This is a genomic window from Paenibacillus sp. FSL R7-0331, from assembly GCF_000758645.1.
Lineage (GTDB): Bacteria > Bacillota > Bacilli > Paenibacillales > Paenibacillaceae > Paenibacillus_AQ > Paenibacillus_AQ camerounensis.
The window spans coordinates 3,703,229-3,727,070 of sequence record NZ_CP009284.1; the positions used below are offsets into that span (position 1 = coordinate 3,703,229).

Sequence of the window (23,842 nt, forward strand, 5' to 3'; positions counted from 1 at the left end):
ATGGGCATCGATACAGTGCTGTGGAGCAGACTGGTGACAGGCTTGACACTGGGCTTCCACGTTATTTTCGCAACGATTGGCGTAGGTGTTCCGCTAATGATTGCAATCGCCGAACTCATGGGAATACGCAAAAAAGATCCGCACTATACGCTGATGGCAAAGAGATGGGCCCGCGGGTTTGTCATTTCTGTTGCAGTTGGTGTTGTTACAGGCACTGCAATTTCACTACAGCTGGCCTTGGTATGGCCGAATTTCATGAAGCTTGCCGGTAATGTTATAGCGCTCCCGTTATTTATGGAAGTATTCGCTTTCTTTTTCGAAGCCATCTTCCTGGGTATTTACCTCTATACTTGGGACCGGTTCAAGAAACCGTACATACACTGGCTCCTTACGATCCCGATTGTCGCCGGTGCAGGGATGTCCGCAGTTTTTATCACGACAGTTAACGGTTTTATGAATCAGCCCGAAGGCTTTGCTATGTCAGGAGGACAATTTACCGCCGTTAATCCGGTACAGGCAATGCTGAATACAGCGACGTTCTCCAAGGTGTTCCATGTATTAAGCTCAGCCTATCTGACCGGAGCCGCACTGCTGGCAGGGATTGCCGCATTTGCACTCCTTAAGAAGGGCGCTTCGGAATACCATAAAAAAGCGCTGAAGCTGATGATGGCCGTTGTTATGGTGTTTGGACTGCTAAACGCATTGGCCGGAGATGTGTCCGCGAAATTTTTGGCTGAGCATCAGCCGGAAAAGCTGGCTGCGGCAGAGTGGCATTTTGAAACCGAAAGCGGAGCAGACCTGATTCTGTTAGGGTGGCTTAACGCAGAGCATGAGGTGCTGGGCGCACTCCATATTCCCAAGCTGCTCAGCTTCCTTGCCTTTGGAGACTTTAATGCAGAAGTGACAGGACTGAATGAATTCCCACTGGACGAGCAGCCGCCGCTTCTGGTGCATTATTTGTTTGACCTGATGGCAGGTGTCGGCTTCACGCTGTTAGGCATTTCATTCCTGTATTTCCTGTTTGTATTCTGGAAAAAGCGCAATGAGCATAACAAGTGGCTGCTGCGTGCGATCGCATTAGGTGCTCCGCTTGCATTTGTGGGAGTCGAGCTGGGCTGGTTTTACGCTGAACTCGGCCGGCAGCCCTGGATTTTACGGGGATATATGCGTGTAGAAGAGGCGGCAACGACCTCACCGAGCGTGAGAATCCTGTTCTTTGTTTTCCTGCTGCTGTACATCCTGTTAGGGACGGTTTGTGTTCTCGTGCTGCGGCGCATGTTCAAAAACAACCCGGCAGAAACCGAGATGGAGAAGTGGAATCAGCATCCCGGTGACAAAACAACAGTAAAGGGTGAGCACGCAAAATGAGTTATGAGTTGATTGGAATTTCCGTGCTCTGGTTGTTTTTATACGGATATTTAATTGTAGCCTCGATAGATTTCGGAGCCGGCTTCTTTGCCTTTTATGCCCGCCTGACAAAGCAGGATCATCTGATTAACCGTCTGATTTCCCGCTACTTATCACCCGTCTGGGAGATCACTAATGTATTTTTCGTCTTTTTTTACATTGGACTTATCGGCTTCTTCCCGGATACCGCTTATTACTACGGCTCAGCGCTGCTTGTTCCGGGAAGCATTGCGGTTATACTGATCGCGATCCGCGGCTCATTCTATGCGTTTGAGAATTACGGCTCCAAGAATAACATCGTATATCTTTTCCTGTACGGAGCTTCAGGGTTGCTTATTCCCGCATCATTGTCAGTGGCGCTCACTCTGTCGGAAGGCGGCTTTATATACAAGCAGGGGGAGACCGTCTCTCTGGATTACTGGGCATTGTTCACAAACCCGTTATCCTGGAGCATTGTAGGCTTGGCGATTGTATCCGTGTTGTTCATCAGCGGCTCCTTTCTGGCCTTTTATGCTTCCCGGGCAGAGGATCATTCCGCACTGAAGCTTATGCGGAGCTATGCGCTGTTCTGGAGCACCCCGACCATTGTTACCGCACTGACAGCCTTCATTTATCTGGGCCAGCACAATGAGCGGCATTTTCAAAATATGATGGATTTATGGTGGCTGCTCGCCCTTTCCGTTGCTTTCTTCATGCTCGCAATGTGGCTGTTGTACAGCGGACGCCGTTACGGATTGGCTTTCATAAGCATCATGCTGCAATTTTTATGCGCCTTTTTCGCTTATGGGATTGGGCAGTACCCTTATATTCTGGATCCGTTCATTACGATCGAGAACAGTATCACTTCACCGGCGATGGGCTTGGCACTGGTCATTGTGTTCATCGGTGGCATGTGTATGCTTGTTCCTTCCCTGATTTTGGTGTTCAAGCTGTTCCTCTTTGACGCAGATTATGTGAAAGGGAAGAAGTAGATGAAGAAGAAAACAAGCCTGATCGCTGAGCAGATGTCAGGGCAACGCAAACAACTTGTTATGCTGACAATCCTTTCGCTCTTGCTGGGCATTGCCATTGTAAGTCAGGCCGGGTTGCTGGCTGAAGCAGTCCAGCGGGTTTTTGTGGAAAAAGCCTCCTTATCATCCGTTGCCCTGCTGCTCGCTCTTCTGCTGTCCGTTATGGCTATCCGCACTTTGCTGTCATACGGAAACGGAAGGGTAGGCTTGCTTATGGCGGCTTCCGCCAAGGCCAATATGCGTTCAGCTGTACTGCAGAAGCTGACCCGTGCTTCCATGCCTTCAACCCTGCAGGGACAGACGGGAGGCAAGGTCAGTGTGGCCCTGGATGCAGTCGACGAGGCTGACAGCTATTTCAGCCATTACATGCCGCGTATGGTCGAAGCCGCGATCATCCCGGTGCTGATTCTGATTGTTACGTTTATCTTACATGCTAATACGGGCTTCATCCTGCTGTTCACAGCACCGTTCATTCCGCTGTTTATGATTCTGGTGGGACTGCAAACGAAAAACAAATCCGAAGAAAAGTATGCGCAGCTTGCAGAATTCTCTGCTACATTCCTTGATTCACTGCAAGGGCTGGTGACACTAAAAATATTCGGACAGGCACGCCGTCAGCAGCAGCGAATTGAGCGCAGCAGCCTGGGCTACCGTGACGCCACAATGGATATTCTGAAGGTTGCCTTTACAAATACCTTTATGCTGGAATCGATTGTGATGCTGAGCATCGGGATCGTTGCCCTCGAACTGGCTATTCAGCTGCTTGTATTTAAATCGATGCCGTTTCACACCGCCTTTCTTGTTCTGCTGCTCGTTCCCGAATTCTTTAACCTGCTTAAGAATACGGGTACCGCTTTTCACAGCGGGCGGACCAGTATGGGGGCGGTTCGTAAGGTTGAGCACATGCTAGCTGAGACGAATGACAGCTCCGGGACACAGCCTGCTGAGGTACAGAAGTCCGTTGCCAAGCTGCTCCCGGCACCTCCGTCCATGGAGCTGAATGATATCCATTTCCATTATGCACCCGGTTCGTTTGAGCTTAAGGCCGGGACGATTTCGATAAAGCCGGGAGAGAATGTCGCTATTGTCGGCAAAAGCGGCTCCGGCAAAACGACTCTGCTCCATCTCTTTGCCGGACTGCTGAAGCCGGTCTCAGGCACGGTCAGGGTGAACGGAAGCCCGCTTGGGCAATTGGACGAAAACGCATGGTTTGAGCAGGTTAGCTACATTACACAGCATCCTTATATTTTTGCAGGAACGCTCGCTGATAATATCACAATCGGTGCCGGACGTAACATCACCAGGGATGAAATCTGGCAGGCAGCAGAGGATGCGGGGCTTGCACCGCTTGTTGCCCAATTAGAACAGGGCTTGGATACCTTTGTCGGTGAAGGAGGCCGGGGACTGTCCGGCGGAGAGAAGCAGCGTCTTGCTTTAGCACGGGCTTTTTTGAAGCGGCCGGCCCTGATCTTGTTTGATGAGCCTACCGTTGGCCTCGATCTGCAGACCGAACAAATTCTGCAGAGCTCCATAACTGTATTAGCCAATAACGCAACGATGATTACAGTCGCACACCGGCTATATACGATCCGGCAGGCCGATCATATTTTGTTTATGGATCATGGGAAATTAGCGGCATCAGGAGTCCATGATGAGCTTCTTGAATGCATACCTCAATATGCCGAAATGGTTGATATTCAGCGAAAGGGAGGTTCAGCATGAATGAGCTGGCGATTTTGTCTAAGGCAATGATATCAGAGCGAAAGGATATTCTCCTTTCGATTCTGGGAGGATTTATTGCCGGCGCAGCCGGTGTGGCTCTCTTTTCTGCGAGCGGGTATCTGATTTCACAGACGGTCTTTATGCCGCCGCTCTACACCTTAATTATCCTTACCTCGCTGGTCAAGCTGCTTGGCCTGCTCCGTGCGGCAAGCCGTTACGGTGAACGTCTTTATTCGCACAGAGCAACGTTCTCCATGCTTAGCCGGCTGCGCACAGCCTTTTTTGACAGGCTGATTCCGTTAACGCCCGGGATATTGAACAAGAACCGCAGCGGCGATCTGCTTGCACGGATCGTCGGGGATGTGGAGAGCCTGCAGAATTATTTTTTGCGCGTCGCATATCCTCCGGTTATCGTTATTACGGTCTTTTTAGCAACCATGGTGTTCAGTGCTTCCTTTTCGTTCTGGATTGCCTGTCTGTTTGTAGCAGGAATGCTGTTAACAGCATTAGTTGTACCGGGCATCGTGCTGCTGGGCCAGCGGTCGATACACGGCCGTGTCCGTAAGCAGCGGGCTCTGCTGTCGACGGAAGTAACGGAGGCATTATACGGCTTCCGGGATCTGAAGGTGTACGGGCAATTACCACAGAGAGAACAGCAGCTCCAGCTTGCCTCTGCAGCATTGACCGCGAAGCAGCAGCGGGCCGCCGTCCATCTGCTGCGCGGCCAGGCTATGCATACCTTTGTTACCTTTTTTATCTCCTGGGGTGTACTGACGCTCGGCGCGTATCTAATTATGGAAGGCGCGCTGGCCGGCGTATTCTTAGCTATGCTTGTCATGGCCTCACAGACCGTCTTTGAAGAAGCCGCGGCAATGGCTACTTTACCTGCTTATAAGCAAGACAGCGAGCACGCGGCTAAACGGCTGACCGAAACCGTATTGACTGCCGGTGATCAGCCATTGCAGCCGGTCCGCACTTTGCCAGCTGAAGAGGCTGTTTCGGTGGAGCTGGCCGGCGTTACGTTCCAATATGAAGATGAATGGCGGCCGGCATTGACGGACCTGTCACTACAGCTCCCGGCTGGCTCCAGAACAGCGATTGTCGGACCGAGCGGGTCCGGCAAATCAACCCTGATCGATTTGCTGCTCAAACTGCGCACGCCTGTATCTGGTGACATACGTTTAAACGGTGTTTCTTTACAGGTGCTGGATGAGGCAAGCATTTGGGAGTCCTCTAATGTCGTGCTGCAGCAAAGTCATTTTTTCCGCGGAACCGTTAGGGACAACCTGCTGCTTAAGGGAGAAGAGCAATCTGACGAGGCATTACTGGATGTTCTCGCTAAAGCCCAGCTGCCGGATCTGGCATTAACCGATGCAATATTCGAAAAAGGAGAAAACCTGTCCGACGGTGAGAAGCAGCGGCTGGCTCTGGCAAGAGTCATGCTCCGCAAAGGGCGGTTATGGCTGCTGGATGAACCGACATCTTCGCTGGATTATGTAACGGAACAACGAGTGTTAACCCATCTCTACGAACAGTCTGCCGGAGATACATTACTGTTCATTTGCCACCGGCTTACTGGCCTGGAAAGTATGGACAGAATTATAGTAATCGAGCAAGGCAGGATAATCGAAGCAGGCTCCTATTCCGAGCTAATGGAACAAGAGGGCTATTTTTACCGGATGAAGCAAATTGAGCTGCAAATGGTTGGCGAGTAATAGGCAGACCAGAAGCCTAAGCAAAACGGAGGTGCAGAGACATGACTAATACCCATAAACGAATTCTGCTGGTAGACGACGAAACTCGAATCCGCACGCTGCTGAGGAAATACTTGGAGAAAGAAGGCTATGTTGTAGACGAAGCGGATAGCGGCGAACAAGCCATTCTGAATTGCTGTATGACCGGCGGAAAATATGATCTGATGGTGCTGGACTGGTTGTTACCCGACATAAGCGGCATAGAGATCTGCAAGCATGTGAAGCTGAACCACCAGGAGATTCCGATCCTGATGCTGTCCGGACGTTCAGAAGAAAAGGACCTGCTCGAAGGCTTTAAGGCAGGCGTTGACGATTATGTCGTCAAGCCGTTTAGTCCGAGGGAAGTTGTATTACGTATCCAAAGTATTTTGGCCCGTGCCCAGGAAGCTTACCCTTTCGACAAAACGGTCTCCGGCAGTCAAATCCTGATTGCAGAAATTGTAATCCAGCCGTCAGCCCGGCGAGTGCTTGTACAGCGCAATGAAATTCATCTGACTCCAAAAGAATATGATCTGCTCTATTTTCTCGTAACCAATCAGGAAACTGCCTTCTCCCGGGAAGCTTTACTCAAGGAAGTATGGAAATCATCCTACCAGGAGATCTATGACCGGCGCACCGTAGATAACCATATCAAACGATTACGGAAAAAGCTGTTTTACCGGTACCCGAAAGGGGATGAATACATTCAGACGATCTGGGGACAAGGCTACATCTTCCGCTCGCCCTAGCTCACTGCGATACCGCACAAGAATTTCCTCCTAAGCAGGATTGTTATAATAGGTGCAAATTCAGCTTGAACCGGTGAAAATCGCGTTGTCAATATACAAAGGAAGCTCCGCGAATTGCGGACTTCCTTTGTTTGTTTAGGACATATAAAAAACACAAGTATCTTTTATACTGGCCTAAACATTGAACCGGGAGTGAAGATTCATGAAAAAGCTGATTCCTTCGGCGTTGACACTGGCCAATCTGCTGGCCGGATTCCTCGCTATTTTATGCATTTACAAACAACACCTGCCCGCAGCCATGCTGTTGATCGGGCTTGGAATGATCTGTGATTTCTTCGACGGCTTCTGCGCGAGAAAGCTGGATGCCGCATCAGAGCTGGGCAAGGAACTGGACTCCCTGGCTGATCTGGTGACATTCGGTATAGCGCCAGCTGCTCTCATCTATGCTGCTTCACTTAATGAAATCCGCGTAGCCGGTGCCATGGGCTGCCTGATTTTTGTCTGCTGCAGTGCGCTGCGGCTGGCACGCTTCAATACCGGCCAGAGTCATGTGCCGGGCTTCGTCGGAATGCCGACCCCAATGGCAGCTATGGCGGTATTACTGCTCACAGTAATTCCGTCAGCATCTGCCGCTGTCATCGGAATGCCGGTAGTCGGCGCACTGATGATTAGCCGCCTGGCTTTTCCCAGCCTGAAAAAAATGAAGCCTGAGCCTGCCGAGGACTGCTGATGGAGAACGTGATGCTTTTCCTGACAGAGTATGGCTATACAGCGATTTACGGACTGCTGGCACTGGGAATTATCGGATTGCCCGTTCCCGATGAGCTGCTTATGACTGGCGTCGGTTATTTAACAGCCATCGGGACAATGAAGCTGCCTTATGCCCTGCTGTTCAGCTTCATGGGCGCTTTGAGCGGAATGATGATCAGCTATCTGATCGGACGTAAGGCAGGGCGGCCGCTGCTGGACCGCTATGGAAAATGGGTGGGGCTGAAGCCGCAGCGGATTGCCAAGGTAGAAGGCTGGATGAACCGCTATGGCCGGCTGTCCCTGATATTCGGCTATTTCATTCCGGGCTTTAGGCATGTCACCTGCTACATGTGCGGAATCAGCCGGATGCCGCTAAGGAAATACAGTTTATTTGCAGCAATCGGCGCCCTGGTGTGGTGTCTGTTTTTTATCATTGCGGGTAAAATATTGGGACATGCAAGTCTTTGAACTTGGGAGAAGGGAGGGTGGTTCTTTGTCAAAGAAAGTCCTGATTGTTGAAGACGAAGTACGGATCCGTGAGCTCATCACGGATTATTTTACCGCGAAGCAATGGCTTGTTGTCCAGGCTTCTGACGGCAGTGAAGGGATGCATGCCTTTGAAACAGAGATCCCGGATCTTGTGATTCTGGATCTGATGATGCCGGAGATGGACGGATGGGAGCTGTGCCGCAGAATCCGGCAGACCTCGGGCGTACCTATCATTATCCTGACCGCAGTGTCCGGTGCTGAACGGCAGATTGAAGGGTATGAGCTGGGAGCCGATGATTACGTGACCAAGCCGTTCAGCCCCAAGGTACTGGTATCCAAGGCGGAAGTGCTGATGCGCAGAGTAGACGGCAACCTTATATCAGCAACACATACGCCTATCAGCTCCGGCGTTCAGCTGAACAACCGCAGTCACGGACTGGAGCGTGAAGGCGAAACCTTTGACTTGACCCCCAAGGAATACGGTATACTGCAGCTGCTGCTGCGCAACCGGGGAATCATCATGTCACGCGATGCCATTCTGGCCTATATCTGGGGAGCTGAATATGAAGGAGATGTGCGCGTTGTCGATACGCATATCAAAAAGCTGAGAGGCAAAATGGGCCCGGCAGCAGACAGTATACGGACTGTATTCGGCATCGGCTACACCTATGAGGAAAAGCCATGAAAAGAGGCGGAATAACCGCTAAGCTCTTTATTGCCACAGCTGCCACCTTTATTCTATTTTATGTTGTTGTGCTGCTGGCCCAGCTGCTGGTCTTCCCGCAATTCTACGAGCACCGCAAAATGGCAAAGCTGGAGCGTGATGCAGCCTATCTCGCTTCTGTCTACCGGAAGAACCCGGAGGAGCTCCGCGCAACAGACTCAGCTGTCATGTTACGGATGCGCCGGGAGGATGTGAACTTTGTACTGACCGATTTTGAAGGAAGCAAGGTGGCCAACGACCCGTTCCGCATGCACATTATCCGTGCTGACGGTACAGCGCTCGATGTTTCACTGATCTATATCTATTTGACATACCGGTCCGAATTTGAACAGCTGAGGCTTGTGCCGGGAGAAGAGGTTACCCTGTACGGTGAACGCGGCGAGACAGGGGACAGCGAGGTTTTTTACCCCTACTATATTGCCAAAGCCGGCGGTGATGATACACCCGCACAATCTGCCGGAGATAAAGGGGAGCAGAATGAATACGATGCGATAAAGGGGACGATTGAAACCGTCAGCGTACCAGGGCTGAACAAGCCGGCGCGGCGCCTGGGGCTTCTGTTTCTGGCACTGGATGAATTTTTCCCCTTATCCGACACCTATACCCGGCAGCTGAAAAGAATGGAGCCGGTCGAGCTGGAATGGATTGATAACTTCGGAGGGAACCGGAGCGGTATTCTGATTCAGCCTGTGCCCGGTGATGACGGTGAAATTAATTTGCTGCTGCTGGTAACCTCCCTGCAGGAAATTAAAGAGACCAACAGCGCGTTACGCCTGTTTTTCGCTTATCTGGGAGCGGGCGGGCTCGTGCTGATTGTGCTGCTCTCCATGCTGTATTCCCGTCTGGTCACGCGTCCGCTTCTGATTCTGAATAAGCGGGCGGAGCAGATGAACAGTCTCGATTTTACCGGAGAGGAGCCTATTCAGCGTAAGGATGAGCTGGGCAATCTCGCAAATACGCTGTACGAGCTGTCAAGCAAGCTGGGATTGACCTTGGATGAGCTGAGTACGGCTAACATCCGGTTAACCAAAGAGATTGAGCAGAACAAGGAGCTGGAGCAGCTGCAGAAGGACTTTTTCGCCAATGCTTCCCATGAGCTAAAGACGCCGCTAAGCATTGTACGCGGGTTCGCGGAAGGCATGCAGGACGGCATCAGCGCGGGCAGACAGGAGCATTACATCAGTGTGATTGTGGAGGAAAGCGAGAAGATGGAGCGGCTTGTTCAGGATATGCTGGAGCTGCTCCGCTTGGATTCGCCGGCAGTTAAGCTGTATAAATCCACAGTATTACTCAGTGAGCTGACGGATGAAGTGCTTCAGAAGCTTGTCTATCAGATGCGGGAAAAAGAACTCACTGCCCAAGTCATCTTACACGAAGAGAGGGCAGTCCAGGTGGATGCCGGGAAAATGGAGCAGGTAATGGTGAATCTGCTGACCAACGCGATTCGTCATGCGGAAGCAGGCAGTACGATCGAAATCGGTATATCGGGTACGGAGGGCAGCTGCTGCTATTACATTCACAATAAGGGGGATAGTATCCCAGAGCCCTATTTGAAACGGATCTGGGAACGGTTTTTCCGTGCAGAAGCCGCAAGGGACCGTAAGAGCGGAGGAACCGGACTAGGCCTTGCTGTTGTAAAACGAATTCTGGAGCTGCACGAGTGCGGCTATACTGTAGAGAACAAAGACGGCGGCGTGACATTCACTTTAATTTTCCGGCTATAAATCTTGCAAACAAGGGGGTGTCTCAAAAGCCATGAAACGGCTGCTTGAGACACCCCTCGTTTTTGAGTTAGAGATACGTTAGCTCGTGGTGAGGACGCTCCGCGAACGGACCGTTGTTCCAATCGCTGTGCTCTCCAGATTTTTTCATTCCCCTTAGCGGTGAAAATCCGGAGACCAAGGCGACCGCTGCCGCTTTTCCACAATCAGTCCGTCCTCTCCGCTGTTTAAGCGAGAATTGATTCTATTTTCTTTTAAAAAGACAACAAAAAAATCGCCCTTTTAGTGAAATGGAGTTACCACACAACCATCTCAAAAAGGAGCGATTTCTTTGTACATTCAATAAACCATGGACCAACTTTACTTGCCAATGGACCTGGAATAAGATATTCCAGAACACCACCTCGTTCGTGTTGTAAAAGCTGCCATCAATCGGCTGGACGCCACCACCTTTGAAGCAAATTAAAACATTTATTGCCTGTAAGAAGGGAAGTCGGAATGGAATAATTACGTCGATAAATCAAATAATAACCTTCGTCAAATCATTTCAAAAATTACGGAGGTTTATCGAATGAAATTACCTGAAGATAATAAGCATAAGATAAGTGCGATGATGACAGAGCAATTAGAAGATTTACGTGATGAAGAACAGATCATAACCGTTTTTGTGGAGAAAGATACTAATATTAGTACTGCATCTTTTAATGAAGAAGTTGAGATGGCTGGGGCTAAAGTAATTGAGCGATTTGATGCAATAAACACAGACGTTGTACAAATAAAAGCAAGTCAACTTAAAAATATTCTTAAAAATTCAGGTGTTAAATCAGTGTCGATGGAGCAAACCTATCATTTAGCATTGGATGTCGCTCGAAAAGTTATAATCGATCCTCAAGGAACTCCTCCAATTGAGACCAATTTAAGTGGAAAAGGAGTGACGATTGCAATTATCGATAGTGGTATATACCCTCATCCAGATTTAAACCTACCTAATAGTCGTATAATTGGTTTTTATGATGTCTTTAAGCAACAAGAGGTTCAGCCTTTCGATGACGGTGGACATGGGACCCATTGTGCAGGGTGTGCCGCTGGCAATGGATACAGTAGTGATGGTAAATACAGGGGGTTAGCTTATCAGGCAAACCTTGTAGGAGTGCGCGTTTTTGAAGGTCGCTCCACAACGACTACGAACATCAGTCGCGGGGTTCAATGGTGTATAGATAATAAAGAAAAGTATGGAATTAAAATTATGTCATGTTCTCTTGGAGGTATGGCAATAAACCCGCCAGAAACTGATCCATTGTGTAAAATTTTGAGAGTGGCTCAAGACCAAGGCATTACAGTCGTGGTCGCAGCAGGCAATGAAGGATCAAGACCACAAACAGTAGGAAGTCCCGGAGTCGACCCCGAATTAATTACTGTTGGCGCCACCAATGATAACAGTACTGAGAATAGTTTAGATGATGTTATAGCTAATTTCTCAAGCCGAGGACCAACAAAGTTTGGTCATCAAAAACCAGACATTGTTGCACCAGGCACAAATATTATCTCACTCCGATCAAAAAACTCTGAGTATGACAATGACTACCCTCAATTTAGAGTTGGAGAATGGTACTGCACTATGGATGGAACTTCAATGGCTACCCCTATCGTTGCTGGATTGATAGCACTTCTATACGAAGCAAAACCAGATGCAACACCCCAAGAAATAAAGGTAGCCGTTCAAAATGGAGCATATGACTTGTTTCATGACGTGAATAGTGCGGGCAAAGGATATTCCAGTCTAAAAGGTGCTTTAGAACATTTAAATATTCCGGTAACTGTATAATATGATTAGTGTAGAAAGAAAATAGATTTTTCCGGCCTATACTTTATTATCTTCTTTCATCATGGAGACAGTGAAGCCTGGAGTCGGTTAGTTTTCGCTTGCCACAATTATATTAAAGCAAGCTGCAAATGACCAAAAAAAGAGCAATAATTCTCCAATGACAGGAGAATTGTTGCTCTTTTGGCTTTTTGGCGGTTTTACAAATGAGAAGGATTTGTCTACTCGTAGAAGACTAGTTTTGGGACAGCCTCTTGTTTGCGTTCAAATCAGGGAATTAAAGGTTTTCTCACGATAATCTAGAATATGTAAAAAAAGATGATAAATACATATCCACGGATGTGAGAAAATGTAGGGAGGTTATGAGAAAAACTATGAGCCATGCAACAAAATGGTTAAAGAGAATCGGCATACCCCTTGTAATAGCAGGTGCTGTCCTGACCGGCCTGCTGCAGATTAAAGCTCCAGCACCTGCAGATTTGAATGCATCTCCCGACTCGTTCTCGGCGGAACGTGCGATGGAGAAGCTCCAAGTAATTGCTAAGGAACCGCACCCGATTCAAACGCCTGAGCATGATAAGGTTCGGGATTATCTGCTGTCAGAGCTGGAAGGACTCGGCTTGCAGCCGGAAATCCAAAAGCCCTTTGTCTCGAACGTATGGAACGGGGAAAGAATTCTCGGATACATCGAAAATATCGTCACGAGAATTCCAGGCACCGATAACAGTAAAGCGGTTATGATTGCAGCCCACTATGATTCTGTAGCCACAGGTCCGGGAGCCGCAGACGATGGTGCAGCAATTGCTGCTATGCTGGAGACAGTGCGTGCATTACAAGTATCCGGTCCGCTGAAAAACGATCTGATCCTGCTGATGACAGATGCCGAGGAACCGGGTATGCTTGGAGCCGAAGCGTTCATGAATGAACATCCATGGGTGAAGGACGTTGGACTCGTGTTTAATTTCGAAGCGCGCGGAAACAAAGGCGCATCGTTTATGTTTGAGACAAGCGGGCAGAATGGCTGGATGGTTCAAGAGTTCTTAAAAGCAGCTCCACAGCCGCTGGCTTACTCTCTCCTCTATGATGTGTATAAACATATGCCTAACGATACTGACCTGACAAAGTTCCGTGAGGGCGGACTAGCCGGATTAAATTTTGCCTTTGCATCGGGTCTCGACACCTATCACCAGCCAACCGATACTCCGGACAATTTGGATCAGGCCAGCCTGCAGCACCACGGGGAATATATGCTTAGCCTAACCCGGCACTTTGGTAACCTCGATCTGACTCAAGTGGAACAAGAAGACCGTGTCTATTTTAACGTAATCGGCTGGAATGTGGTTAGTTATCCGGAGTCTTGGGCTACTGGGTTCACTTTATCAGCTGTATTGCTATTTGTTATAACCTTATGGCACGGGATGCGCAGAAGCCGTATTCGTATGACGGGAATGGCAGGCGGATTCCTGATTACACTGCTGTGTCTGGGAATTACATATGGTGTTATTACGCTTTTATGGAATGTAGTTAAGTCTAATTTGCCCCGAGATGAATACATCTCTTTACTGCTGGATTCTCAATTAAGTTTAACCTATCTCTTAGGATTATTGGTCTTGACGTTGTTTATTTCGTATATCCTAATACATGTGTTATCGCGCTATATCCGTACAGAAAATCTTTGGATGGGTGCATTGTTCCTTTGGCTGTTACTCTGCATTGCCAGCACTGTGTATCTGACTGGCGCCAGTTACTTATTCACGTGGCCTCTTATCTTTAGCCTGATCGGTATGAATTTGTCCTTCTTAAGCCGTGAGGGTGAATGGACATGGCTTTCGGCAGTGTTCGCGTCGGCCGGTTTTATACTGTTATCACCAATGATCCGGCTTGTGAATGATATGATGACGCTCGATTTAGCAGCATTACTTATGACAGCTTCAGCTTTAGGGCTCACTCTCATATATCCCGTGTTCAGTAAAAGGATTATTAGCCCTTAATCTTTTCAAAATTTGGAACATTAACGCTATTAATAACGTATTACCATTTAACAGATAAAGGAGGAATCATAATTATGGATGTTGCTGAAAAGAAATGTACTGCATGTGGCGGAAATTCCTTTGTACAAGCTACGGATTTTATCAATCTTCGCCCGCTGGATAAGAAGCTGGCCATCGGCTCTGAAAAGGTCTATACGATTTGCTCGGACTGCGGAGAGGTTGCTTCCATAAAAGTGAAGAACCCGGAAAAGCTGTTAAAATAATTGAATACCGAAGATGAAGCCAATGATGAATCAACTCATTTATAAATGGGTTGATTTTTTTATGGCCGATTTCCCGGTAACAATCTACTATATTTATTTTGGGGCAAGGAAGTCCAATCTATCATCGAAGCTTCTCAATATGATAACGTATAAACCCGAAATGGAGTGATGATAAATGTCGACCATTATAAGCTATGGCTCTCAGGCAAAAATCCCGTTAGACCCGCTTAACACAGCTGTATCGATTGCCGGAATTGTTGGAGCCGGGGCGGGGCTGGCTGCTGTACAAGTTAATCTAAGCCCCGCCAACCCTGCTTCTTTCTCCAGCAGAGTCGAACTAAATGGCAGCTTTAGTGTCACAGCCCTAGCTGACAGCGAATTTTACGTTATAATACGGCGTGCCGGAGTCGATATTTATCGGTCTTTTTTCCGCTTTACTACCATAACGGATATTCAATTAAATGTTCTGTGGGTAGACGGTCCTTATCTGGGAATCCATAACTATGAACTGGTTATTCAAAACGCCAGCACCCTGCCTATCAATCTGTTCGGACCGATAGCCTTCACAGCAACTGCTATTGGAGGAGAAGGCGTTATTTAGTTAATACAAGCTGAAAGGACCTGTCAGTAAATATACTGATAGGACCTTTCATGTTTAGAGGACCATGAGCTGTTGGTGATAAACAGATTACCATCTATATGTTGACAGAAGACCCATTGTAACTTATATTGTTACATGTAACTATAATAGTTACATTCGAGAAACAGGAGATGCTAATAATGACAACTGAACAGCTTTCATTAATCTATGTATGGGACGCCTATTGCGGATGGTGCTATGGATTCTCAAAAAGCCTGCGCACTTTTCACGAGAATAACCTGGAGCTTCCCGTAAGGATAGTATCCGGCGGTCTATTTACAGGTGAGCGAAGCCAGCCTCTAACCGCATATCCATATATGCCGGAGGCGAATAGCCGGATTAGCCAGCTTACAGGAGCAGTGTTTGGTACCGCCTATGAGCAACTTTTGAAGGAAGGGAGTCTGGTCCTTGACTCAGAAGCAGCCGCTATCGGCTTCTCCGCATTACGTGCGCTTGCTCCTGAACGAGCGCTGGATCTGGCTTCGGCAATGCAGCAGGCATTCTACTTCAATGGCAAAAGCCTAAGTGATGCCGCAACTTATCTGGAGCTTGCAAGCACGTACGGCTTGGATGAACAGCAGCTCATTGAAGGCCTTACTGCACCAGAGACTGTAGCGGAGGCACATGAAGATTTTGAGATAGCCCTTAAGCTTGGAGCAAGAAGCTACCCTACATTGTTATTGCAAAAAGGGGATGAGATATTCGAGCTGGGCGGAGGTGCCATGACAGCTGACAAGCTGGAAGCCCGATTCGCCGGGTTGATTGCACACCAGTAATCATTCTGGATGAACTAAAGCATGCTGCTAAGTACAATTATCTAATTACTTTGAACACCAGATAATTCGAGAATGCAATCGTTATTCTACGTCAATGGGATGATGCAGCTTATCCTTGTAATTATCAAAAAAAAGTTGGCCGTTACTTCCTTTTACAGCGTAGAATACATCCTCAATATGTTGGCCTCTTTCCTTCAGCTGAGAAGAAAGCCAAGATTCAGAAATATGATTAGCCTTGAGATTGACTATCAGCAGCTGCCCGTCAATTATTAGCTCAATTGGGAACTGCTCAGAATGACCGGGCTTTAACTTCAGGTCCTTTAATGTCACAGCTTGCAATTCCTTTTTCTTTTGAACCGATAGCTTGCCGTTAACCTCAAGCAGAGCATATTCTACTTCTTCAATATCAAAAATCTCTTTCTGCCGAAGCTGTTGATTTAATGAATCCATAGACATATTATTTTTCTTTAGATTGTCTTCTAAAATCAGTCCCCCTTCTATGAGAACTGTAGGCGTTCCTTCTGTCCACATCTTAAATCCTCTTAATTTTAAAAACAGCTTGGATAACGCATAAGAAGTACATGTGAAAACGGACAAAGCTATTAAAAGATGGGTAACTTCAATTTTCTCATTAAATGCAAAGTTGGCACCCGTAGCACCTAGAATGACTGCTGTTACAAATTCATGGAAGTTCATATTGGACAGAGTTTGTTTGCCCAATACTCTGGTGATAACCATTAGGATGAAAAAAGCCGATATACTTCTGATCAATATCACGAGATGCTCCATCATACACCAAAATCTCCTTAACAAAAAATAACACACCTGATGTTAAGGATAGCCGGTTTACCGGATAAATAAACTGCCGGCAGGACTACATATAAGTTAATTAGCCCGTGCCATGACTACGGCAAACAAGACGTTCATACCCGCGGGCCGCCGTGGAGGCTTGAACGTCTTTTTACATTTAATCGCACTTTTCTGGTAAGGGATTACGTTACCTTCGCCCCGCGAAGGAACAGGGTGATCAGCTTCTGACCCAGGATCAGAGGAGATTCATATTTATTAAGGACATTCTCACGGTTTCCCATCAGCATCAAGGTCGAGAAGGTCTCTGCCAGGAACATTGGATCTTCTTCACGAAGGAACTGCTGATCCATGGCAAGCCTGAAGTGAACAGCTAACAATTCATGAATATGCTGCTCAGCTTCCCGGATCGCTAGTATCTGCTCTTTTTCAAGAAAAGGCTCGGCTTCTCTCATCATCGTCTCAATCTCAGCATGGGGATTTGCTAATATGACTTCAGCCAGACGCACCAAGCCATGCTCCAGATGATCGGCTTCATCCAGCATTTGAGAAGTAACTGCCAAAATATTTTGGAGCATTGTTGTTATGGCAACCTTGAATAGTTCGGGTTTACTTGCGAAATGATAATAAATAGTCTGTTTGGATACGCCGCAGCGTTGTCCGATCTGCTGAAGCGACACCGTTTCGTAGCCGTATTCCTTAAACAAGGCAGAAGCTGTAGAAATAATAGCCTGGTGAATGGAAATGTTCATGTCAGCCTGCTTGGGCCTGCCCGGCAAACGTTTTGCTGATTTCTCTGGCATTGCACACTCTCCTTCATATTTATATTATGACATTCTCCAGGTATAAGTAAAATCCTCTTGTAATTTTACTCACCGGTAAATATAATTTAATTTGTAGTTAAAATATGAAGTAAAGGTGGTTAACCATTGAAAACGGCTAAGCGCATGAGCAGATGGAAGAAAATACTGATATGGATAAGCGTCGTAGCCGTTGTCCTTGTAGCCGGCGGGTTTATCTTTCTGGCGTCGGTTACTTACAGCCCTTCAGGGCAGGCTGAAGCCGCAATGCAAAGCGACGCTAAGGTTCTTGTCACTAAGATTAAGCAGGGGTACCGGTTTGAGCCGCAGGGAGCAGAAGCAGTTGAGCCGAATATCATTTTTTATCCCGGAGGACTGGTAGAACCGGAAAGCTACTCTCCCCTCGCCAGAACAATGGCCGAACATGGACACAGAGTATACATTGCCAAGATGCCGCTGAATTTAGCCATATTCGGTCTAAACAAGGCAGACTCATTCATTGCTGAGCATCCTGATGAAGCTTTTGTGATTGGCGGACACTCGCTGGGCGGCGCTTTTGCATCCCGTTACGCAGCAGATAACTCCGGTAAGCTCGAAGGAATCTTTTACTTTGCGGCTTATGCCGATGACGGCGGAAGCTTAAGTACAACCGGCTTATCCGCTTTGCAAATTACAGGAACGTCTGATGGTGTACTTAACAAGGAAGAATGGGAGAAGACCAAAACCAACCTTCCCGCAGACACGACATTCGTTAGTATAGAAGGCGGCAATCACGGACAATTCGGATCATACGGTATGCAAAAGGGTGACAATGTACCAGAAATCACCGAGGATGAGCAGCTTAAGGATGTTGTTCAGGCATTGGATGATTGGTTCAGCACGTTAAATAAGTAATTCCCCTATGGAATGTTGGACAGCACGCTCAGACAACGGTACTATTTAAATTGTGCATTACGTCTGATCTCATGCCGTTACATACAGGATTTCGTTAGGGAGGTAAGCATCACATGTCTGAAGTGCATAATCATGAGCATAAATACCGTAAAGATATTATTAATCGGCTGGCTAAGGTAGAGGGACATATCCGTTCTGTCAAAGAAATGACGATCAGCGGACGCCAGTGTCCCGACATTCTGCTGCAGATTGCTGCCGTGCAAAAGGCACTGGATGGAGCAGCTAAGCTGCTGTTGAAGGATCATTTGGAGAATTGTGTGGTAGATGCCGTTCATCATGGCAATGAAGCCCAAGTGATTGCTGAACTGAATGCTGCAATAAACAACTACATCCGATAATTTCGTCCGAGCCGGCTCAATAGGCGTCAGTTAGGCTCTAAAGTCCAGCAGGTATAATCTGCTGGACTTTTTTTGGATTAGCGAAGAGGCCGATTTGATCATTTGCTGAAATCTAAACTACAATGAGCTTAGAATATGAAGGAATACTGGCTGAAGGGGATGGCATTAACATATGATTAGATCTTTATATACAAGGGTGGTATTAATCTTCTTGGCCACAGTAATCGGCGGCACCTTTATTTCCTTTTTACTGGCAGCCTGGGTATTGAAAGATAAGCTGAATGAGAACCTGCAGATACCTATGATTTACTTTGGCCGGGATGTTGCCCGAATATTTGAAACACTCCCTTTGGACAAGGCAAATGCTTATGTGAACGGGATGAGCCTGCTGGAAATGTACAACGTCAGGTTTTTTGATGAAACCGGCCTGTACCAGTCCTTCGGAGGACCTGAGGGATATAAACCGGCTACAATTAAAGAGGCACTATGGAGCAAGGTTTTGGAGGGGAATACGGTTCAGGCAAACCGCGGGGTGGTCAGCACCACACTTGTCGGACTGCCCTTTACAAGTGAAGGGGAGATCAAGGCTATGTTCATAGAGCCCATAACACCAACCTCTAACACAGTGGCCGTAGAATTTTTGCTGATTTTCTCAATCTTTACCCTGGTAACAGGCAGTCTGGTTATTCTGGTTGCTACCAAGTTCCTCGTGAATCCGATTAAAAAGCTGACCGATGCAACCATGCATATCGCCAGCGGGAATTTTAATATCAGGCTAAACATTAAGCAAAAGGGAGAGCTGGGCACGCTGGCTCAGAGCTTTGAAAAGATGACACATGATCTGCAGCAGGTCGAACAGATGCGCAGGGATTTTGTATCCAACGTATCACACGAGGTTCAGTCCCCGCTTACTTCAATTACCGGATATGCCAAAGCGCTGAAACAGATGAACCTCCCGGTCAGCGAGCGGGGACGCTATCTTGATATTATTATCTCTGAAGCGGAACGGATGTCCAAAATGAGTGATAGCCTAATGAAGCTAAGCCTGCTTGAATCACAGTCACAGCAGCTGCAGCCCAGCACCTTCAGCCTCGATGAGCAGATCAGGCGGGTCATTGTGGCGCTTCAGCCGCAATGGTCAGCACGCAGCATCAGCTTTGAGCTTCAGTTAAAGACCTTTCGGATTGAGGCAGATCATGATCTTTTAAATCAGGTCTGGACGAACATTCTCGGCAACAGCATCAAATTCTCGAATGAAGGGGATACCGTCACCGTCAGCATCAGACAGGACGGCAGAAATGTTATCGTCCGTATAACCGACACGGGAATCGGTATATCTCAGGAGGACCAGCAGCGCATTTTCGAAAGGTTCTTTAAGGCGGATCGTTCTCATAGCCGCCAGTACGGCGGCAGCGGCATGGGATTAGCTATTGTGAAGCAGATTATTATGCTGCATTCCGGCGACATCCGGGCAGAAAGTGAGTCCGGCAGCGGGACAAGCATCATAGTTACCTTACCCATCCGGCAGCCGGCAGGGCAGGATCATTCAGCTTAAGCATAGTCATCCCATTCAGAGTAGGAGGAGATACATCTTTGAGGTGTATCTCCTCTTTTTTATGCCCGTTCATACTCCGTTCATATTGCCGTCACGATGGGGACACATTGTCTGGGTACACTTTATCTATGCCGTTATTATTATGGCTCTACAGATATCAGGACAGGAGAAGATGAACGTGACAGAAAAGGCAGACATCAAGAACGGGACGGGAATCCGCAAAAAACGGAGACTATGGTTAAAGATATTGGGAGGCATTGTCGGTGCGCTTGTATTGTTCATGGGCATTGTATTTGTTGTTCATGTGATCAGTAAGGGAATCGAAAAAAAGAAGATTGAGCCTTACGGCCAAACCGTATCTGTGGATGGCAAGCAAATGAACGTGTACATCCAAGGCAGCGGCGCACAGACCATTGTCCTTCTTCCCGGTCAGGGGACCCCGTCGCCAGTGCTTGACTTTAAATTATTGATCGACGAATTGTCTCCAGATTACCGGGTCGTAGCGATAGAACCCTTCGGATACGGACTTAGCGACACAACGGAGAAAGCGCGGACAACGGAGAATATCGTCAGCGAAATTCATGAAGCGGTACAGCAGCTGGATATCGACCGCTACATTCTTATGGGACATTCCATTACCGGACTGTACGGTGTGTCATATGTGAACAGCTACCCTGACGAGGTTCTTGCTTTTGTCGGTATCGACAGCAGTGTTCCGAATCAGCCCGGCATGGATGTCAAATTACCTCTGAAGACGATGCAGTTCATGCAGAAGTCAGGGCTGATGAGATTTCTGCAAAAGGTGAGCGGCGATTCCTATGCGTCGCTTGACTACGATGAGCATACCAAAGAACAGATCCGTCTCATTACAAATAAAGTCGGGAGCAATAAAACATTAATGAACGAGCTAAAGCATCTCGGTTCCAATTTCAAAAACGGAGAGAAGCTGACTTATCCAAACGATCTGCCGCTCCTTCTCTTTGTCCAGTCGAATAACGAACAGAATGACCAGTGGATTCCGCTGCATGAGGCACAAGTCAAACAATCAGCACTGGGCCTTATGATCCCGATGGAAGGCTCCCATTACCTACATCATACGAAATATAAGGAAATCGCCGCTGACTTTAAAGAATACATGAAGACAATCCAAACATCCAACTGATTCCAAAATCATCATGCATTCATTGCATACGCAAGTGCCTCAGAACGGGTTAATTCTGAGCCTTTACTCCAGTATTCATGGAATTTCTGTTATGTAAACACACGAAGAAGCTCATCCAGAGCTTCTTCGTGCTCTATGGAGAAGTTAGCCTGAGTATCCCCGCCAAAGACCGCACGGCCCTTTTCTGCTGCTCCTAAAAGGGTAGCCGCTGCTATATAATCATTTTTCGCACATAATGAGATAGCTAAGCCCTCTATTCCCCGGAAAAAAATCCAGGCTCCATGGTAAATCTGACTGGCAGCGATACATTTTTTGAAACAAGTGGTACCGATTCATTTCAACACGTTTCCGTTTATTTTCAAATGTTGTCCCCATCCTTGTTGGAGCTCCGTCTTCTACAGGGAGAGGGGGCTCTTTGGGTTCATAGGGTAGACAGGCCTGAGTACCCGGCGATGATTGGATGAAGTTTACTTGAATTTAGTTAAAAGTGTGCTACTATTTGGTGTGGAAGAGGCGCTTTATTTCTTTTCTGGAGAAAGTTCGGCTTAAGAGGAGATACGGTTATGATTTCGCAGGAGCATCCATTTCATAAGAAGAAAAAGATTAGCTTATCCGTCGTATTTATAAGTTTTATCAGTCTCTCGATGCTTTTGACGATGATAATTGCTCTTGTCTCCTCGACCGAGACCCAGAAGGAATCATTAATTAATAATACACTGGAACTTAATTACTCCACAGCGCAGCAGATGAGTCAGACTATGGACACGTTATTCGAATCCATGAGTTCCAGTCTTAGGAATGTCTCCCGGACGTTAGTACAGGACGACGGACTGCTGAGTAACACCGAGCTGGCAAATAATCTGAATCTTGTCCGGAGCAGCAGCAGTTCCTTTAACTCCATTATGGCTGTTGACGAAAAGGGGCAGATACGTGCTGTATCTCCTGAAACTGTAGGGGGAGTCGGCGGTTATATTTCATCGGAACAAGCGCTGCATGCCTTGGACTCCAAGAAGCCTTTCATTTCGGAAGTCTATACTACTCCCAGGACCAAACGGAGAATTATACTGGTGACAGAGCCGGTTTTTGATACAAAAGGGAACTACAGAGGTATGATTGGAGGAACAATCTATTTAGAGAACAAAAATATTCTGAATGATATTTTTGGCAGCCAAGTAAAAAAAGACAGAAGCACTTACTTCTATATTGTTGATTCCAGGGGTTTAATTGTATACCACCCTGATAAGGCCCGTATCGGCAAGGATCTCAGCCAGGTATCCGTTGTTCATCAGCTGAACAATGACAGGGAGGGAAAGCAGCAATACACTAACCTGAGTGGGGTCGATTTGCTGGCGGGTTATACCAAAATTTCTTCCACCGACTGGGGGCTGGTCGTTGTTTCGCCTGCCCAGACAATCTATAATCAGCTTTACCGGCATGTAAAGCTCATGCTTTTTTATATGGCCTTACCTCTGCTTATTCTGCTCTTGGTTGTGATATGGTCCGCGTACAGAATCGTTACTCCTTTCATCCTGCTGGCTAATCTCGTCCAGAGGTTTGATCAAGGGAATACAGAGATTCCAGAGATGCGTGCGCACTGGAACCGGGAGGCAGATTTGTTAACACGTACGGTACTGGGAGCACTGCGTAATATTCATAGACAGAATGAACAGCTGAGTCACGAAGCTAAGACGGATACGCTGACAGGCTTAGCAAACCGCAGAGTGTTTGAGGACACATTGAACAGCTGGACAGAACAGGATATTTCCTTTGCGGTTCTGGTCTTGGATATTGACCGTTTCAAAGCGGTTAACGATACTTACGGACATCAGGCGGGAGATGCTGTACTGAAGCATGTGGCGGACATCTTACAGGAGCACATTGCATCTCCTGATTTGAGTGTCCGTTTCGGCGGCGAAGAATTTGTAATCTTACTCAAGAATAAGAATAGTGCCCTGGCTTTCCAGACAGCTGAGCAGGTCCGTCTGGCTGTGGAGGGAACAGCTGTTTCTACACAGCTTCAAGTTACCATATCCGTTGGAATTGCCCTCTTTCCACAACACGCAACCAATCCATCCGAATTATTTCATCTTGCCGATAATGCCATGTACCAGGCAAAGACGGAGGGACGCAACCGTACCGTCGTCATTCAAAATCCACAATCCTAGCATTTTGCAACAGTTGCTAGAATCAAGTCTAGAGCAGATGAGAGTATTACATTCAAAAACCAGACTCCAACATTCGTAAGTAATCCGTTCACGAAGCAATGAAACGTAATGCCCTTTCGCTCCTTTGTGAGAAATGAAAGGGCATTCCTTTTTTTAACCGCCCGAGCTTCTGCAATTGCCGATCATAAAATAAATACATTAAATTGAGTTAAATTAGTGTTACTATGATTATACTCAATCCGTATACAGCCAAGAAGGGGACGA

21 protein-coding genes are annotated in these 23,842 nt (G+C 47.4%); 19 read left to right on the top strand and 2 right to left on the bottom strand.

What is annotated here, in order from left to right; translation table 11 throughout:
* The 14 genes from R70331_RS15530 (at position 1) to R70331_RS15595 (ending at position 15,797) form a co-directional block, all read left to right on the top strand.
* A complete protein-coding gene (locus R70331_RS15530; protein ID WP_042177003.1) occupies positions 1–1,368 on the top strand; it encodes a cytochrome ubiquinol oxidase subunit I in 1,368 nt (455 codons plus the stop codon).
* Positions 1,365–2,378 carry a cytochrome d ubiquinol oxidase subunit II gene (locus R70331_RS15535; RefSeq protein WP_042177004.1) on the top strand — a complete coding sequence of 338 codons (1,014 nt, stop codon included), beginning with the start codon at positions 1,365–1,367 and terminating at the stop codon, positions 2,376–2,378. The genes R70331_RS15530 and R70331_RS15535 overlap by 4 nt, the downstream gene beginning before the upstream one ends.
* A complete protein-coding gene (gene cydD, locus R70331_RS15540) occupies positions 2,379–4,139 on the top strand; it encodes a thiol reductant ABC exporter subunit CydD (protein WP_042177006.1) in 1,761 nt (586 codons plus the stop codon). It abuts the gene before it with no gap.
* Positions 4,136–5,854, top strand: coding sequence for a thiol reductant ABC exporter subunit CydC (gene cydC / locus R70331_RS15545; RefSeq protein ID WP_042177008.1), 1,719 nt, complete (start codon positions 4,136–4,138; stop codon positions 5,852–5,854). The genes cydD and cydC overlap by 4 nt, the downstream gene beginning before the upstream one ends.
* Positions 5,855–5,895: 41 nt before the next feature.
* Entirely contained in the window at positions 5,896–6,621 is a 726-nt protein-coding gene (locus tag R70331_RS15550; protein ID WP_042177010.1) for a response regulator transcription factor, read from the top strand.
* Between the two features lie 202 nt (positions 6,622–6,823).
* Positions 6,824–7,351, top strand: a complete 528-nt coding sequence (pssA, locus tag R70331_RS15555; protein WP_042177013.1) for a CDP-diacylglycerol--serine O-phosphatidyltransferase — start codon at positions 6,824–6,826, stop codon at positions 7,349–7,351.
* Positions 7,351–7,839 carry a DedA family protein gene (locus R70331_RS15560; protein WP_042177016.1) on the top strand — a complete coding sequence of 163 codons (489 nt, stop codon included), beginning with the start codon at positions 7,351–7,353 and terminating at the stop codon, positions 7,837–7,839. Before pssA ends, R70331_RS15560 begins: the two co-directional genes overlap by 1 nt.
* A 25-nt stretch (positions 7,840–7,864) precedes the next feature.
* Positions 7,865–8,545: a response regulator transcription factor gene (locus R70331_RS15565; RefSeq protein ID WP_042177018.1), complete on the top strand. Its 681-nt coding sequence runs from the start codon at positions 7,865–7,867 to the stop codon at positions 8,543–8,545.
* The gene (locus R70331_RS15570) at positions 8,542–10,308 is read left to right on the top strand and encodes a sensor histidine kinase (RefSeq protein ID WP_042177021.1); all 1,767 of its coding nucleotides are present in this window, start codon (positions 8,542–8,544) and stop codon (positions 10,306–10,308) included. The genes R70331_RS15565 and R70331_RS15570 overlap by 4 nt, the downstream gene beginning before the upstream one ends.
* Positions 10,309–10,876: 568 nt before the next feature.
* The gene (locus tag R70331_RS15575; protein ID WP_052419075.1) at positions 10,877–12,130 is read left to right on the top strand and encodes a S8 family peptidase; all 1,254 of its coding nucleotides are present in this window, start codon (positions 10,877–10,879) and stop codon (positions 12,128–12,130) included.
* 371 nt (positions 12,131–12,501) lie between these two features.
* Positions 12,502–14,118, top strand: coding sequence for a M20/M25/M40 family metallo-hydrolase (locus R70331_RS15580; protein ID WP_231576297.1), 1,617 nt, complete (start codon positions 12,502–12,504; stop codon positions 14,116–14,118).
* A 74-nt stretch (positions 14,119–14,192) separates the two neighbouring features.
* Positions 14,193–14,381, top strand: a complete 189-nt coding sequence (locus R70331_RS15585; protein ID WP_042177025.1) for a hypothetical protein — start codon at positions 14,193–14,195, stop codon at positions 14,379–14,381.
* Between the two features lie 175 nt (positions 14,382–14,556).
* Complete coding sequence (locus tag R70331_RS15590; RefSeq protein ID WP_042177027.1) at positions 14,557–14,982, top strand: hypothetical protein; 426 nt, start codon at positions 14,557–14,559, stop codon at positions 14,980–14,982.
* A gap of 179 nt (positions 14,983–15,161) precedes the next feature.
* Complete coding sequence (locus tag R70331_RS15595; protein ID WP_042177030.1) at positions 15,162–15,797, top strand: DsbA family protein; 636 nt, start codon at positions 15,162–15,164, stop codon at positions 15,795–15,797.
* 81 nt (positions 15,798–15,878) lie between these two features.
* Here the strand turns inward: R70331_RS15595 and R70331_RS15600 are convergent, their stop codons facing one another.
* Positions 15,879–16,589 (bottom strand): DUF421 domain-containing protein, encoded by a 711-nt coding sequence (locus R70331_RS15600; RefSeq protein ID WP_042177032.1) that lies wholly within the window; start codon positions 16,587–16,589, stop codon positions 15,879–15,881.
* 200 nt (positions 16,590–16,789) lie between these two features.
* Positions 16,790–17,407, bottom strand: a complete 618-nt coding sequence (locus R70331_RS15605; RefSeq protein ID WP_042177035.1) for a TetR/AcrR family transcriptional regulator — start codon at positions 17,405–17,407, stop codon at positions 16,790–16,792.
* A 126-nt stretch (positions 17,408–17,533) separates the two neighbouring features.
* Between R70331_RS15605 and R70331_RS15610 the strand changes: the two genes are divergently transcribed.
* The 5 genes from R70331_RS15610 (at position 17,534) to R70331_RS15630 (ending at position 23,578) form a co-directional block, all read left to right on the top strand.
* Complete coding sequence (locus R70331_RS15610; protein ID WP_081947631.1) at positions 17,534–18,298, top strand: alpha/beta hydrolase; 765 nt, start codon at positions 17,534–17,536, stop codon at positions 18,296–18,298.
* A gap of 113 nt (positions 18,299–18,411) precedes the next feature.
* Positions 18,412–18,696 (top strand): metal-sensing transcriptional repressor, encoded by a 285-nt coding sequence (locus R70331_RS15615; protein WP_197071337.1) that lies wholly within the window; start codon positions 18,412–18,414, stop codon positions 18,694–18,696.
* 172 nt (positions 18,697–18,868) lie between these two features.
* Positions 18,869–20,251, top strand: coding sequence for a sensor histidine kinase (locus tag R70331_RS15620; RefSeq protein WP_042177038.1), 1,383 nt, complete (start codon positions 18,869–18,871; stop codon positions 20,249–20,251).
* A gap of 172 nt (positions 20,252–20,423) precedes the next feature.
* Positions 20,424–21,413, top strand: a complete 990-nt coding sequence (locus tag R70331_RS15625) for an alpha/beta hydrolase (RefSeq protein ID WP_042177040.1) — start codon at positions 20,424–20,426, stop codon at positions 21,411–21,413.
* A gap of 563 nt (positions 21,414–21,976) precedes the next feature.
* Positions 21,977–23,578, top strand: a complete 1,602-nt coding sequence (locus R70331_RS15630; protein ID WP_042177041.1) for a sensor domain-containing diguanylate cyclase — start codon at positions 21,977–21,979, stop codon at positions 23,576–23,578.
* Positions 23,579–23,842: the final 264 nt, after the last annotated feature.